This is a genomic window from Phycicoccus sp. Root101, from assembly GCF_001426245.1.
Classification (GTDB): domain Bacteria; phylum Actinomycetota; class Actinomycetes; order Actinomycetales; family Dermatophilaceae; genus Pedococcus.
This window is the reverse complement of record NZ_LMCM01000006.1, coordinates 444,261-458,075: the sequence shown is the minus strand read 5'-3', so window position 1 is coordinate 458,075 and position 13,815 is coordinate 444,261. Positions and strand designations below refer to the sequence as shown.

General features: G+C 72.5%; 11 protein-coding genes. 6 read left to right on the top strand and 5 right to left on the bottom strand.

The window, feature by feature from the left end:
* The first annotated feature begins 34 nt into the window (after window positions 1-34).
* Entirely contained in the window at window positions 35-1,003 is a 969-nt protein-coding gene (locus tag ASC58_RS09535; RefSeq protein ID WP_056919095.1) for an aldo/keto reductase, read from the top strand.
* Window positions 1,004-1,014: 11 nt separating this feature from the next.
* Here the strand turns inward: ASC58_RS09535 and ASC58_RS09530 are convergent, their stop codons facing one another.
* On the bottom strand, window positions 1,015-2,022 hold the full coding sequence (locus tag ASC58_RS09530) for a CNNM domain-containing protein (RefSeq protein WP_056919094.1): 1,008 nt from the start codon (window positions 2,020-2,022) through the stop codon (window positions 1,015-1,017).
* On the bottom strand, window positions 2,019-3,434 hold the full coding sequence (locus tag ASC58_RS09525) for a hemolysin family protein (RefSeq protein ID WP_056919093.1): 1,416 nt from the start codon (window positions 3,432-3,434) through the stop codon (window positions 2,019-2,021). Before ASC58_RS09525 ends, ASC58_RS09530 begins: the two co-directional genes overlap by 4 nt.
* A gap of 273 nt (window positions 3,435-3,707) precedes the next feature.
* On the opposite strand from ASC58_RS09525, the gene ASC58_RS09520 reads away from it, so the two are divergent.
* Window positions 3,708-4,610, top strand: coding sequence for a homocysteine S-methyltransferase family protein (locus ASC58_RS09520; RefSeq protein WP_056919092.1), 903 nt, complete (start codon window positions 3,708-3,710; stop codon window positions 4,608-4,610).
* On the top strand, window positions 4,591-5,763 hold the full coding sequence (locus tag ASC58_RS09515) for an acyl-CoA dehydrogenase family protein (protein WP_056919091.1): 1,173 nt from the start codon (window positions 4,591-4,593) through the stop codon (window positions 5,761-5,763). Before ASC58_RS09520 ends, ASC58_RS09515 begins: the two co-directional genes overlap by 20 nt.
* Here ASC58_RS09515 and ASC58_RS09510 read toward each other — a convergent pair.
* Window positions 5,760-7,973, bottom strand: coding sequence for an ATP-binding protein (locus ASC58_RS09510; RefSeq protein WP_056919090.1), 2,214 nt, complete (start codon window positions 7,971-7,973; stop codon window positions 5,760-5,762). The two genes, ASC58_RS09515 and ASC58_RS09510, sit on opposite strands and share 4 nt — an antisense overlap.
* A 274-nt stretch (window positions 7,974-8,247) precedes the next feature.
* Here ASC58_RS09510 and ASC58_RS09505 point away from each other — a divergent pair, with 274 nt between their 5' ends.
* Window positions 8,248-9,930 (top strand): glycoside hydrolase family 13 protein, encoded by a 1,683-nt coding sequence (locus tag ASC58_RS09505; RefSeq protein ID WP_056914562.1) that lies wholly within the window; start codon window positions 8,248-8,250, stop codon window positions 9,928-9,930.
* A gap of 41 nt (window positions 9,931-9,971) precedes the next feature.
* Here ASC58_RS09505 and ASC58_RS09500 read toward each other — a convergent pair whose 3' ends face one another.
* On the bottom strand, window positions 9,972-10,265 hold the full coding sequence (locus ASC58_RS09500; RefSeq protein ID WP_056917090.1) for a putative quinol monooxygenase: 294 nt from the start codon (window positions 10,263-10,265) through the stop codon (window positions 9,972-9,974).
* Window positions 10,266-10,468: 203 nt separating this feature from the next.
* Here ASC58_RS09500 and ASC58_RS09495 point away from each other — a divergent pair, with 203 nt between their 5' ends.
* Window positions 10,469-12,547 carry a SpoIIE family protein phosphatase gene (locus ASC58_RS09495; RefSeq protein WP_157598416.1) on the top strand — a complete coding sequence of 693 codons (2,079 nt, stop codon included), beginning with the start codon at window positions 10,469-10,471 and terminating at the stop codon, window positions 12,545-12,547.
* On the opposite strand, the gene ASC58_RS09490 is transcribed toward ASC58_RS09495, so the two are convergent.
* Entirely contained in the window at window positions 12,522-13,295 is a 774-nt protein-coding gene (locus ASC58_RS09490; RefSeq protein ID WP_235529188.1) for a DUF4118 domain-containing protein, read from the bottom strand. The genes ASC58_RS09495 and ASC58_RS09490 overlap by 26 nt on opposite strands.
* A gap of 97 nt (window positions 13,296-13,392) precedes the next feature.
* Here ASC58_RS09490 and ASC58_RS09485 point away from each other — a divergent pair, with 97 nt between their 5' ends.
* The gene (locus ASC58_RS09485; RefSeq protein WP_056919087.1) at window positions 13,393-13,815 is read left to right on the top strand and encodes a VOC family protein; all 423 of its coding nucleotides are present in this window, start codon (window positions 13,393-13,395) and stop codon (window positions 13,813-13,815) included.

Here is a 13,815-nt window from a genome sequence, read left to right as displayed (position 1 = left end):
GCCGTCCGGCCGTGGCCCCTGCGGAGAGGACCCCATGGAGTACGTGAAGCTCGGATCCACCGGACTGGATGTCTCACGGTTCGTGCTGGGGTGCATGAGCTTCGGCGAGCCGGACCGGGGCAACCACTCCTGGACCCTCGACGAGGAGGCCAGCCGGCCACTGCTGCGTCAGGCCGTGGAGGCGGGGATCACGTTCTTCGACACCGCGAACGTCTACTCGGCAGGCAGCAGCGAGGAGATCGTCGGACGCGCCCTGGCGGAGTACGGGCGCCGCGACGAGTTCGTCGTCGCGACCAAGGTGCACGGCCGCATGCACGACGGGCCGAACGGCGCCGGGCTGTCCCGCAAGGCGATCCTCGCCGCCATCGACGCCAGCCTCGCGCGCCTGGGCACCGACTTCGTCGACCTCTACCAGATCCACCGCTGGGACCCGCACACGCCGGTCGAGGAGACGATGGAGGCACTGCACGACGTCGTCCGGTCGGGGAAGGTGCGCTACCTCGGGGCGTCGTCGATGTGGGCGTGGCAGTTCGCCAAGGCGCAGGAGACCGCACGGGCCAACGGGTGGACGCCGTTCGTGTCGATGCAGGACCACTACAACCTCCTCAACCGCGAGGAGGAGCGCGAGATGCTGCCGCTGTGCGCCGACCAGGGGGTGGGGGTCATCCCGTGGAGCCCACTGGCGCGCGGCCTGCTCACCCGGGAGTGGGGCGAGCAGACCAGTCGCAGCGAGACCGACGAGTTCGGCCGGACCCTGTACGGCGAGGCCGACCGGGCCGTCGTCGACGCCGTGGGCGAGGTGGCGGCGGCCAGGGGCGTGCCCAGGGCGCAGGTCGCGCTGGCCTGGGTGCTGCGGAACCCGGTGGTGACCGCACCGATCGTCGGGGCGACCCGGGTGGGCCACCTCGAGGACGCCGTGGCGGCCCTGGACCTGGAGCTCACCGACGACGAGGTCGCGAGACTCGAGGCGTCGTACGTGCCGCACGCCCCCGCGGGGTTCTAGCCCGCAGCCGGTCAGGCCGGTTCGGGCATCAGGCGTTGCAGGATGTCGGGGACCCCGACCACCCCGAGCGCAGGGCCGCCCGGTTCGGCCACGACGACCAGCTGGGTGCTGGTCTGCTTCATCCGGGTCAGGGCCTGGTGGACCAGGGCACCCGGTGGCATCGTCTCGGGGTGGCGCATGATCACGGTCACCGGTTGCCCGGGATCCGAGGTGAGGGCGTCGCGGACGTGGACGACGCCCAGGACGCTGCGTCCGTCGCGGACCAGGACCCGGAGGTGGCCGGTGCGCCGCGAGGTCTCCCAGAGGTCGGCCGCCGTCGCATCGACCCCGACCGAGGTCAGGGCCCCGTGGTCGTCGACCAGGTCCGCCAGCGTGAGCGTCTGGAGGTCCAGCGCCCCGGAGAGCTGGGCGGAGTACGCCGTGTCGAGCGTCCCGACGCTGGTGGAGTGCTCCAGAAGGGACCGCAGGTCCTCGGGGCTGCGGCCCGAGGCCACCTGGTCCGTCGGCTCGACCCCGACCCGGCGCAGGCACCAGTTGGCGACCGCGTTGAGGGACCGCAGCAGGGGCCGGGTCGCCCACATGAACCCCCGCATCGGCAGCGCCAGCATCGTGGCGGAACGCTCGGGGTGGGCGATCGCCCACGACTTCGGCGCCATCTCGCCCACGACGAGGTGCAGGAACGTCACCACCACCAGGGCGAGGACGAAGGCGACGACGTCGGCGGCCCAGACCGGCAGGCCGGTGGCCTCCAGCGGCGGCATGAACCAGTGGTGGACCGCCGGCTTGGTGATCGCACCGAGGGCCAGGGTGCAGACGGTGATGCCGAGCTGGGAGCCGGCGAGCAGCAGGGTCAGCTCGTGCGAGCTGCGCAGCGCGGCACGTGCGGCCCGGCTGTGGTGCGCCGCGTCCTGGAGCCGGTGCCGCTTGGCCGACATGAGCGCGAACTCGATCGCGACGAAGAACGCGGACAGCGCGATGATGGCGACGGTGGCCGCGAGGATCACCCAGGTGTTGCTCATGACTGCTCCTCGGGCTGGTGCGGTCCAGCGGCATCCGCCTCGCCGCTCTGCGGCTCGGGGGCCCGCTCGACCCGCAGTCGGACGCTCGCGGGAACATACCGTTCGACCTCGAGCACCTCGATGACGGCGACGTAGGGCGTCGGCTCGCCGTCCTCGGCCAGCTCGGCCGGGTCGATCGGCAGCTCGACGACCACGGTGTCACCGGGGTCCGGCAGCGCCCCGTGGTGGGCGATGACGAGGCCGGACACGGTCTCGTGGTCACCGACGGGGAGGGCTCGGCCCAGCAGGCGCTCGGCCTCGTCCAGGGGCAGGTCGCCGGAGAGCAGCCACGAACCGTCCGCGTCGGGTGCGGGGACCGGCTCCGACACGGCGTCGTCGTGCTCGTCCGTCAGCTCGCCCACGAGCTCCTCCGCCATGTCCTCGAGCGTGAGGATGCCGGCGAACGAGCCGTACTCGTCGATCACGCAGGCCAGCTCACGCCGTCGCCCCACGAGCTCGCGGACTGCGTCGGGCAGGGCCATCGTCGTCGGCACCACGACCGGCTCCTGCATGAGCTCGGTGACCGACCGGGCGCCGAGGCCGGAGGTGGCGAGCACGTCGTACAGCTCGACCACCCCCAGCACGCTGTTTCCGTCCTCGGCCAGCACGGGGTAGCGGGAGTGGCCGGCCGCCATGAGGCTGCGGACGTCGTCGACGGTGTGGCGCGGGTCGACCGTGTCCACCCGCGGACGGGGGACCATCGCGTGCTCGACGTCGCGCCGGGGGAAGTCGAGGACGCGTTCGAGCAGCAGCGACAGCTCGGGGGAGAGGTCTCCGCTCTCGCGCGACTCCGCCACGATGTGCTCGAGGTCGCGGGCACTCGCGGAGTGCTCGACGTCGTGGACCGGCTGGATGCCCAGGGCACGCAGCAGGACGTTGGACGCCCGGTCGAACACCTGGATCAGCCACCCGAAGACCGTGAGGTAGATCGTCGTCGACCGCGACAGCCAGCGCGCGATCGGCTCGGGCCGGGCGATGGCGAGGTTCTTCGGGAAGAGCTCACCGAAGACCATCTGCACCACGGTGGAGAACCCGAGGGCGATCACCGTGCCGACGGCCAGTCCGACACCGGTCGGCACGGGCGTGCCACCGAGCAGGTCCGAGAGGGACTCACCGATCAGCGGTTCGGCCACGTAACCGACCACGAGCCCGGTGACGGTGATGCCGAGCTGGGCTCCGGACAACATGAAGGACGTGCGCCGGGTGACCGCCAGGGCGCGGGCGGCGACCGGGTCACCGGCCTCGGCACGGGAGGCCAGGCGCGACCGGTCCACGGCCATGTAGGCGAACTCCTGGGCCACGAAGTAGCCGGTGAGGGCGGTGATGAGCAGGACGACGAGGATGCCGAGCAGGAGGGACAGCACCGCGGTCACGCGTCAGCTCCCCCGTGGGGTGGGGTGGGACCGACGCGCCGGGCGCGTCCCGGCGTACTGGGGGGTTCCATGGATCTCCGTGGTCGGGTGCTCTGGTGCGGACAGGGTCACTCGGTGGTGGCAACGCCGGTGTGCCCTCCGGGGTTCCGTGGGTTCCCGTGGGTTCCCTGGGAGTCCGTGGGATCCCGGCAGCGCACCCATCCTGCCGCACCGGGGCGGCAACGGACGCGCGAGCCCGTCGACGCGAGCGACGGGCCGGTCTACCGTGGACGGGTGCGCCTCACCGACGGCGGCCTCGAGACCTCGCTGATCTTCCACCAGGGCCTCGACCTGCCGGACTTCGCCGCCTTCCCGCTGCTCGACGACGATCAGGGGCGGGCCGCGCTCCGGACGTACTGGGCGCCATACCTCGAGCTGGCCCGCGGGACGGGAGCCCACTTCCTCGTCGACACGGTGACGTGGCGCGCGAACCCGGACTGGGGCACCCGGCTGGGGTACGACGAGGCGGCGCTGCGCGAGGTCAACACGGAGGCCGTGCAGTTCGCCCGGGAGCTCGCCGACCAGCTGCCCTCGGCCAGCGTCAACGGCGTCCTCGGCCCCCGGGGCGACGGGTACGTCGTGGGCCACGAGATGACGGTCGAAGGGGCGCAGTCCTACCACCGGCCGCAGGTCGCGGCGCTCGCCGAGGCGGGCGCGGACCAGGTCGCCCTGCTGACGGTCACGTACGTCGCGGAGGCGGTCGGGTTCGTCCGGGCGGCTCGCGACGTGGGGATCCCGGCAGTGGTGTCGTTCACGGTGGAGACCGACGGTCGCCTTCCCGGCGGCGTCGGCCTGCGGGAGGCCGTGGAGGTGGTGGACCACGAGACGGACGGGTCGGCGACGGGCTTCATGGTGAACTGCGCGCACCCCGACCACGTCGCGCCCGCCCTCGACGACGGGGACTGGGTCGGCCGACTGGTCGGGTTCCGCGGCAACGCCTCCCGGATGAGCCACGCACAGCTCGACGCCGCCGAGGAGCTGGACGCCGGCGACCCGGACGAGCTCGGCCGGGCGTATGCCGCGTTGCTGCAACGGATGCCGGCCGTGGACGTGGTCGGGGGCTGCTGCGGCACCGACGACCGGCACGTGCGGGCGATCGCGGCTAGCGTGCTGGAGCATGGGCGCACCGACGACTGACTTCTACGGCCTCGAAGGCCACCTCGACGACGACGAGCGCGAGGTCCTGCTGGGGATGAGGGAGTTCCTCGCTCGCGAGGTGGCACCGATCATCACCGACCACTGGGTGCACGCGACCTTCCCGTTCGAGATCATCCCGGGGCTGGCGGCCCTGGGCACGGCAGGCCTCGCGTTCGACGGACCCGGTGGGGGCAAGCGCAGGTTCCTGCTCGACGGGATGCTCGCGATGGAGATGGCCAGGGTCGACCCGTCGATCGCGACGTTCCACGGCGTCCACAGCGGCCTGGCCATGGGTTCGATCCACCTCTGCGGGTCCGACGAGCAGAAGGAGCGCTGGCTCCCGGCCATGGCGCGGTGGGAGAAGATCGGTGCCTTCGGGCTCACCGAGCCCGACGCCGGGTCGGGTGCCGCCGGTGGGTTGACCACCACCGCCACCCGCGACGGCGACGAGTGGGTGCTCGACGGCGAGAAGAAGTGGATCGGCAACGCGACCTTCGCCGACCTGACGATCATCTGGGCGCGCGACACGGCCAGCGACGAGGTGCTCGGGTTCGTCGTCGAGAAGGACACCCCGGGGTTCAGCACCGAGGCGATCGGCGACAAGATCGCGCTGCGCGTCGTGCAGAACGCGCACATCACGCTCGACGGGGTGCGGGTGCCCGAGGCAAACCGGCTGCAGCACGCGAACTCCTTCGACGACACCGGTCGGGTCCTGCTCATGACCCGGGCCGGGGTGGCCTGGATGGCGGTGGGCTGTGCGCTGGGTGCCTACGAGCACGCGCTGGCCTACGCCACCGAGCGGGAGCAGTTCGGGCAGAAGATCGGTGGGTTCCAGCTCATCCAGGACCTGCTGGTCCAGATGCTCGGCAACACGACGGCCTCGGCAGCCCTGTGCGTGCAGCTGAGCCACCTGCAGGACGCGGGGAAGGCCACCGACGCCCAGGCCTCCCTGGCGAAGGCGTTCTGCACCGTGCGCATGCGCGAGACCGTGGGCTATGCCCGCGAGCTGTTGGGCGGCAACGGGATCCTGCTCGACCACCAGGTCGGCCGGTTCGTGGCGGACGCGGAGGCGATCTACTCCTACGAGGGCACGCGCGAGATCAACACCCTCATCGTCGGCCGCGAGATCACCGGCATCGGCGCCTTCGTCTAGCCGAGGTGGCCCCGGGCCGGCGCCCGCACCCCGGTGGCGTGGATGCGGGGCAGCGTGATCGTGAAGACCGACCCGCCGCCGGGCCGCGGCGCGTAGTCGATCTCGCCGTGGTGGGCTCGCGCGATGGAGCTGACGATGGTCAGGCCGAGTCCCGTGCCCTGGATGGCCTCGGCCTGGGCCGTGCTGGACCGGAAGAACCGCTCGAACAGGCGGTGCGCCTCGGCCTCGGGGACGCCCATGCCGGTGTCCTCCACCGCGATCCGCACGGTGTCGTCGTGGGTCTCGTCGACGCGCACGGTCACCCGACCACCCGCGGGGGTGAACTTCACGGCGTTGGAGGCCAGGTTGAGCAGGGCCCGCTCCAGCTGTCCCACGTCGCCGGCGACGAGGACGGGGTCGTGGGGCGCGACGACGGCCAGGGTGACCTCGGCGTCGCGAGCCATCTTCTCGAGGGCCTCGCACGCCTGCCACGAGCAGTGGACGACGTCGACCTCGGTGGGGGTGAACGAGAAGCTGCCCGCATCGACCCGCGACACCGCCAGCACGTCCTCGATGAGGGACAGCAGGCGGCCGGCGTTGCGCTCGACCTTCTCGACCATGCTCAGCTGGAGGCGGTTGAGGTCCCCGGCGTCACCCTCGGTGAGCATCTCCGCGTAGCCGATGACGCTGGTGATCGGCGTGCGCAGCTCGTGGCTGATGTTGGTGACGAAGTCGTCCTTGGCCTGGTCGAGCTCGGTGAGCCGTTCCACCGCCCGACGCTCCTTGTCCAGGGCCGAGCGCAGCTGGGCCTCGGCCTCGCGCCGCTCGGTGACGTCGACGAGCTGGGCCGTGTAGAGGTCGCCGCCGTACTCGTCGAGGGGGGACAGCGTCACCTCGAGCCAGGCCCGCGAGGGACGCGCCACCTGCACCTCGCCCTGCCAGCCAGGTGAGGCCTCGTCGTCGCTGAGCACCGACACGGGGGACCCCGGGACCACGGAGTCGACCTCGAGGGCGCTCACGGGGTCGAGCAGCAGCGACCAGCTCTCGTCCAGCAGGTCGGCCTCGGTGCGTGCGTCGTCGCCCGTGAGCAGGCGCAGGGCCACGGCATTGAGCTCGACCACCCGCAGGGCACCCTCTCGTCTACGCAGCAGCAGCATGCCGACTCGCGCGCCGTTGAAGCCGTGGCGGAACAACGCCTCGCTGCGCTCCAGCTCGGTCATCGCGACCTGGCGCTGCCGGATGGCCACGGACAGGGGGAGGACGAGGAGGGCCGCGCTGACCACGAACGCCTGCACCAGGGCCGTGATGACCTCGGGCGGCCGACCCGCCGACATGTGCGCGAACGGCCCTCCTCCCAGGGAGCTGAGCACGGTGCCGAGGATGCCTGCCGTCACGAGCTGCGCACAGACCGTGCGCTGGCCCATCCGCACCGCGCCCCACATCAGCGGGACGAACGGGACGAAGGCCAGTGGCAGGCTCTGTCCCGGGGCGAAGACGAGCGCGACCACGGCCAGCAGGGCCAGCCACTGGGTGATGCGCTCGGTCCGGCGCCGGCGCGGCGTCGGAGAGGCGCCGAGGAACCACGGCAGCACCAGCAGGAGGGCCGCCCCGTGCGAGGCGCCGACGGCGCGGGCCACGTCGAGGAAGTCCCCGGTGCCGGAGAGCTGGACGGTGACACCGGCTCCCACGGCGATGACCGCGACCCCCGCCGTGCACGCCTTGAGGAAGTGACCGAGTCCGGCCATCGACGCGAGTGCGGTCCGGGCCCCGCCGGCGCGGACGAGCAGGACGGTGACGACGACGGTCTCGGCGAGGTTCGCGGCAGCGAACCCGAGTGCGACGGGCAGGGACCGGTCACCGAGGAGGTTGCCGATGACGGAGACCACGAACAGCCCGGCGCCGAGCACCCAGCGCTGCCGCCCGCGCAGCCAGAGGAGCGCAGCAACGGAGACCCCTGCGGCCGGCCACCACGCCGCCACGCTGGATCCCGACGGGGCCAGGACCACGGAGGTGCTGGTGAGCGCGAGGACGGTGCCCAGCAGGCCGGTGAGGGCCACGACGGGGCGGACCCCGTCGGGCAGCCCGTCGAACCAGGTGCGCAGGGCCCCGTCCGGGCCGACCCTGACCACGGGCTCGCGGACGTGCACGGTGGCGCTGGCGCCCTGCGGGACGTCCGGGTGGCCGTCGGCGGCTCGGCGTGCGGGTGTGGGGCGGTGGCTGCCGGACCTCACGGGGTCCGTCCCGGGCTCGGGACGGGCACGACGCGCGCAACGGACACGCGAACACCTGACTCTCGGCCGGGGGGAGGGGACGAGGGCGATTCTGCACGAACGCGGCCCGTTATCCCACCAACGCGCCGCACCAGTGGGGGGACAGGGGTATGGCGCGGCGGCGCCATACCCCTGTCCGCGCAGGACCGTGCCCACTAGGTTCGGTTCCGCAGCCGAGGGCGAGCCGTGGGCGGCCCGTCACCGATCCGTTCCCGATCCGTTCCAGGAGTAGCCCATGAGCAGCGCCGCGGACACCTCCGGCACCGAGTCGCCGGGCCCCGACGGGGCCGAGGCGTGGTGGCGCAGTGCCGTGATGTACCAGGTTTACCCGCGCAGCTTCGCCGACGGGAACGGTGACGGCGAGGGCGACCTGCCCGGGCTGCGGGAACGCCTGCCCTACCTCGCCGACCTCGGTGTCGACGGGCTCTGGATCTCCCCGTGGTTCCCCTCGCCGATGGCCGACGGTGGGTACGACGTCAGCGACTTCACGGACATCCACCCGATGTTCGGGACCCTGGAGGACGCCGACGCGGTGCTGCGCGACGCCCGGGCCCTCGGACTGCGCGTCATCATCGACCTCGTCCCCAACCACACCTCCGACCAGCACCCGTGGTTCCTCGCGGCGCTCGCCGGAGGACGCGGCGCACCGGAACGGGCGCGGTACTTCTTCCGCGACGGCCGCGGCGACGGTGGCGACGAGCCGCCGAACAACTGGATCAGCGCCTTCGGTGGACCGGCGTGGAGCCGGGTCACCGAGCCGGACGGGTCCCCGGGCCAGTGGTACCTGCACCTCTTCGCCCCCGAGCAGCCGGACCTCGACTGGAGCAACCCCGACGTCCTCGACGACTTCGACGACGTGCTGCGGTTCTGGTTCGACCGAGGGGTCGACGGCCTGCGGATCGACGCCGCCCCGGCCATGTCCAAGAAGGCCGGCCTGCCCGACGCCGACTACGGCGGGGTGCTGCAGTTCCGCACCGTGGACTGGGACGACAACCCCCACTGGGACGTCGAGACCGTCCACGAGATCTTCCGCCGCTGGCGCGCGATCGCCGACTCCTACGACGGGGAGCGCGTGTTCGTCGCCGAGGCCGTCGTCAGCACCCCGGAACGGCTGAGCAAGTACCTGCGCCCCGACGAGATGCACACGGCGTTCAACTTCCCCTACCTCAAGGGTCCGTGGGAGGCCACCGCGCTGCGCACGGTCATCGACGACACGCTCGCGTCCTTCGCCCCCATGGGCATCCCCGCCACCTGGGTGCTGACGAGCCACGACGAGATCCGGCCGGTGACGAGGTACGGCCGGACGACGACGAGCTCGTACTTCATCACCGATGGTGAGGGCGAGGTCCCCGACCTCGAGCTGGGCACCCGCCGGGCGCGGGCGGCCGCGATGCTCATGCTCGCGCTGCCCGGGGGCGCCTACATCTACCAGGGTGAGGAGCTCGGCCTCCCCAACGTCGACGACCTGCCGGACGAGGTCCTGCAGGACCCCATGTTCCTGCGCAGCGGCGGGGAGATGCGAGGTCGAGACGGCTGCCGCGTGCCGCTGCCGTGGTCCGGCACCGAGCCGCCGTTCGGGTTCTCGCCCGAGGGCGTCGACCCGTGGCTCCCGCAGCCCGAGTCCTGGCGCGACCTCACGGTCGAGGCCGAGCTCGCCGACCCCGGCTCCACCCTGTCGTTGCACCGCGAGGCACTTCGGCTGCGGCACGAGCTCCCCGGGCTCGCTGCGGCGGGACTTGCCTGGCGGGAGTCGTCGTCAGGGGTGCTGGACTTCGAGCGGGGGGCGTCCCTGCGCTGCGTCGTGAACCTCTCGGGACAGTCGGTACCGCTCGAGGGCTGCACCGTCCTCCTGTCGAGCATCCCGCTCGAGGACGGCGCCCTGCCGGCGGACGCGACGGCCTGGGTCAGTCCGGGCTGACGCCGCCGCGTCCGGGAGGGGTGCGGTCCGGTCGACCGGCCTCAGGCGACCGGGCTCAGGGGGTGGATGGCGATGTCTCCGCCGAGGTGGTCGGCGCTGGCGGTCATGGCCTCGGCGATGTGCGGCGTCGTGAGGTGGGCGTCGAGGTCGGCCTGAGCGCGCCACCGCTCCAGCGTGACGAACGTCCCGGGAGCGGCCCCGGACTCGAACAGGTCGTAGGCCAGGCAGCCCTCCTCCTCGCGGGTGGCGGCGGCGAGCGTGGTGAGCAGGGCTCGAACGGTCTCCTCCGACCCGGGCTTGGCAGGAATGGTGGCGACGACGTGGAGCTCGGTCATGGTGGTGCCTCTCGGGTCGGGTGCTCCCCACACTAGGTCCGCGTGGTCCGGGCCGCAGGTGAGCGCGAAGTGGCAGTGGGACGGGACACAGGGCCCGATCCGGGCCATTCCGGACGACGGCCCGGCGATGCGGGCCCGGATGTCGTCGTCGTGGTCCGGGACCAGTTCCCCCTCGGCTGCCCCTCGAGAGGTACTGTCGCCCCGTGGATGCACGATCGGACCATGTACGCGCAGGTCAGGACCTTGGAGGAGCCGTCACCGGGGACAGCGCCGAGGCTCGCCAACGCGCGGCCACGGACGCCCGGGTGGGCGCCGCAGACACCGTTCGGGACGTCTTCGACCAGCTCGGCGTGATGGTCGTCGCGTGGGAGGGACCGGAGCACGTGGCGGTTGCCGCCAACGCGCCGTACCGCCACTACGTCGGCCGTGAGGCCTTCATCGGCCAGCCGTGGAGCCAGGTCATGCCGGAGCTCGAGGGCCAGCAGTTCCTCGAGATCCTCGACCGGGTCTACTCCTCGGGCGAGACGCACGTCGGTTCGGAGTGGCGGTTCCAGATCCGGCGGGACGACACCGACCAGCTCCACGAGATCTACGTCGACTTCACCGTCACCCCACGGCGCGACGCCGACGGCCGGACCATCGGCGCCGTGTGCTCGGTGGTCGACGTCACCGACCGCGTCCACGAACGTCACGAGGCGGCCCTGCGCACCGCACACGAGCAGGAGCGGTACGAGGCGGTGCACGACGTCGTCGTGGAGCTGCAGCGCGCCCTGCTGTCCATGTCGCTGCCGGTCCTGCCCACGGCCACGATCGCCGCGCGCTACCTCGTCGCCGCGCACGACCAGGCCGCCGGCGGCGACTGGTTCGACGCCTTCGTCCTCGACTCCGGCATGCTCGCGCTCGTGGTGGGCGACGTGGTCGGCCACGGCGTCGCGGCCTCCGCTGCGATGGGCCAGCTGAGGGCGGTGCTCGAGGAGCTGCTGCGCACCGAACGTGAGCTCGAGGCGGTGCTCGGCCGCCTCGACGCGTATGCGGCGCACAACCCGACCATGCGTGCGGCCACCGTGGTGGTGGTGCTCCTCGATCCCGAGACCGGGAAGGTCGTCTACGGCCGGTGCGGTCACCCCGCTCCGCTCGTGCTGGCCGAGGACGGGACCACCCGCCTGCTCGATGCCGGCGCCGGGGGACCGTTGGGGACGGGGGCGATCCAGTCGCTGGCCCACACCACGCTGGCCCGGGGTGAGGTCGTCCTGCTCTACAGCGATGGCCTCGTCGAGCGCACCGGACACTCCCTGGACGACGGCGTCCGGGAGCTGAGCAAGGTGGCGTCCGACGCCATGGTCAACCGCAGCCTGCCCGTGAACGCCGCAGCCTCCGCGGCCGACCGCGTGGCCGAGCTCACCATGGAGCTGATGACGCGAAGCGGCCACGAGGACGACGTGACGGTGCTCGTCGCCCAGCGCCTCGCCCGGCGGGTCGAGGACCTCGACCTGCGCCTGACCGCGACGCGAGAGAGCCTGCACCAGGTCAACGCCGCGTTCGGGGCGTGGCTGGCTGCGCTCGGGCCGTCGGCGGCGGACCGGTTCGCCCTCGAGCTGGCCGTGACCGAGGCCGTCACCAACGTCATCGAGCACGCCTACCCGGTGGGACGACCGGGGGTGCTCAACCTCATCGCCTCGGTCCTGCCGACGGGAGGAATCGCGGTGCGCGTCGGCGACGAAGGGCGCTGGCAGGCGCCGCCGTCGAAGGCGGCGACGGGAGGACGGGGCCTGCTGCTCATGTCGCAGGTCGTCGACGAGGCCGAGGTCCTGCACCCGCCCCAGTCCGCGAACGCCCCGGAGGGGGACCGCGGGACGACCGTCGTCCTGCGTCACCGGGCGCACCGAGACGCCGTGATGGCCTCGGGCCGGAGCCTGCTGCACGACGAGACGCGGGAGGGTGACTTCCCCGAGGTCGACTTCGAGGTGGTCGTGGACGACTGCGACGAGGGGCCGGTCGTGCGCCTCACCGGGACCGTCGACCTCGACACCGCCGAGCGCGCGAGGGCGGCACTGCTGGGGGCTGCGCGTGGTGGGGTGCGTTCCCTGACGATCGACCTGACCGGGGTGCACCAGCTCGCCAGCGCCGGGGTCCGGGCGTTGTTCGAGGTTCGCGAGCAGCTGCTCGCCAACCGCAAGCAGCTGGTCATCGTCGCCGAACCGGGCAGCCCGGCAGCGATCGTCCTCGAGCTGGTCTCGCTGGCCTACCACCATCCCCTCACTGCGCCGCCGACGACCGCCTGAGGTCCGGGCGGGGCCGCGTCACCAGCGCGGTCGCCACCTGGTCGGCCAGCAGCACGGCGGTGCGGCGCTGGTCGCGGGTCGGGCGGATGACGCGCGAGGCGGCCGTGAGCAGGAAGGTGCCGAGGACCTCGCCGGCGGCGGTGACCTCCACGGCGACCTCCGTGTCCACGGGCAGGCCGTCGCGGTCGACGTCGTGGCTGCTGCCGCGGCCGGTCAGGGCGCCGGTGCGCGACAACCGCGGCACCCCCGGCCCTGCCGGGACGGCCTGGAAACGGCACCGGTCCAGCCCGAGGACGGCGGTGATCCGCTCACACACGTCGGCCACGAGGACGTCGACGGGGCGGTCCGCTCCCTGGGCTGCGTCGGCGCTCGCGACGAGGCCGTCCAGGAAGCCCGAGGCCCGGCTCGCGCGGGCCTGCTGCCGCCGCCCCCACAGGGACAGCTCGGTGACGGCCACGCCGACCAGCATGAGCAGGGCCATCGCCTCGAGGTCCTCGCGGTCGTGGATCGCGAGCTGTCCGTAGGGTCGGGTCAGCAGGACGTCGAACCAGACGGCTGCCGAGGCAGCAGCGAGCAACCCGGCCGAGCGCAGTCCGGTGGACGCCGCCGCGACGACGAGGACCACGAGGACCAGGACGGCCGGCGCGTTGGCGACCTCGGCACGCACCGTGGTGAGGGCGAGGCACGCGAGCAGCGGGAGGCTGGCCGCGAGGCCGAGGACGAGGGGGCGGCCCGAGGACGCCGTCATGGTGGTCACACCTCCATGACGCCGCGCCGGTCGGCAAGGGTCAAGGGGCCTTGACGCGATCCATACGCCGGATGTCGGTGTGTGCGAGGGTGGTCACGTGCCCGTACCCGTCGAAGGATTCGCCCACGTCCGCCTCACCGTCACCGACCTCGCCCGGTCGAAGGAGTTCTACGACGCCGTCTTCGGGTGGGACGTCGCCTTCGAGGTGCCCGAGGGCGCCGACGAGCAGACCCGTGAGCAGCTCGCGTTCCTCTACGGGGGAGTGATCTACACGTTCGGCGGGGGCCTGTTCGGCCTGCGTCCCGTCGCGCCGGAGTCCGACGAGTTCTCCGAGGACCGCGTGGGCCTGGACCACGTGGCCTTCGCCGTCGCGTCCTTGGCGGAGCTCGAGGCGGCCGCGACCACCCTCGACGAGCTCGGTGTCGCCCACGAGGACATCAAGGACCTGGGCCGGATGTCGATCCTGGAGTTCCGCGACCCCGACGGTGTCGCGCTGGAGCTGACCGCCCCGACCGGCTGA

Excerpts from the sequence above, each read along its gene's own strand:
- ASC58_RS09535 (WP_056919095.1), top strand. The coding sequence starts at position 35 with ATGGAGTACGTGAAGCTCGGATCCACCGGACTGGATGTCTCACGGTTC.
- ASC58_RS09500 (WP_056917090.1), bottom strand. The coding sequence starts at position 10,265 with ATGACCGAGCTCCACGTCGTCGCCACCATTCCTGCCAAGCCCGGGTCG.
- ASC58_RS09515 (WP_056919091.1), top strand. The coding sequence starts at position 4,591 with ATGGGCGCACCGACGACTGACTTCTACGGCCTCGAAGGCCACCTCGAC.
- ASC58_RS09530 (WP_056919094.1), bottom strand. The coding sequence starts at position 2,022 with ATGAGCAACACCTGGGTGATCCTCGCGGCCACCGTCGCCATCATCGCG.
- ASC58_RS09505 (WP_056914562.1), top strand. The coding sequence starts at position 8,248 with ATGAGCAGCGCCGCGGACACCTCCGGCACCGAGTCGCCGGGCCCCGAC.
- ASC58_RS09490 (WP_235529188.1), bottom strand. The coding sequence starts at position 13,295 with ATGACGGCGTCCTCGGGCCGCCCCCTCGTCCTCGGCCTCGCGGCCAGC.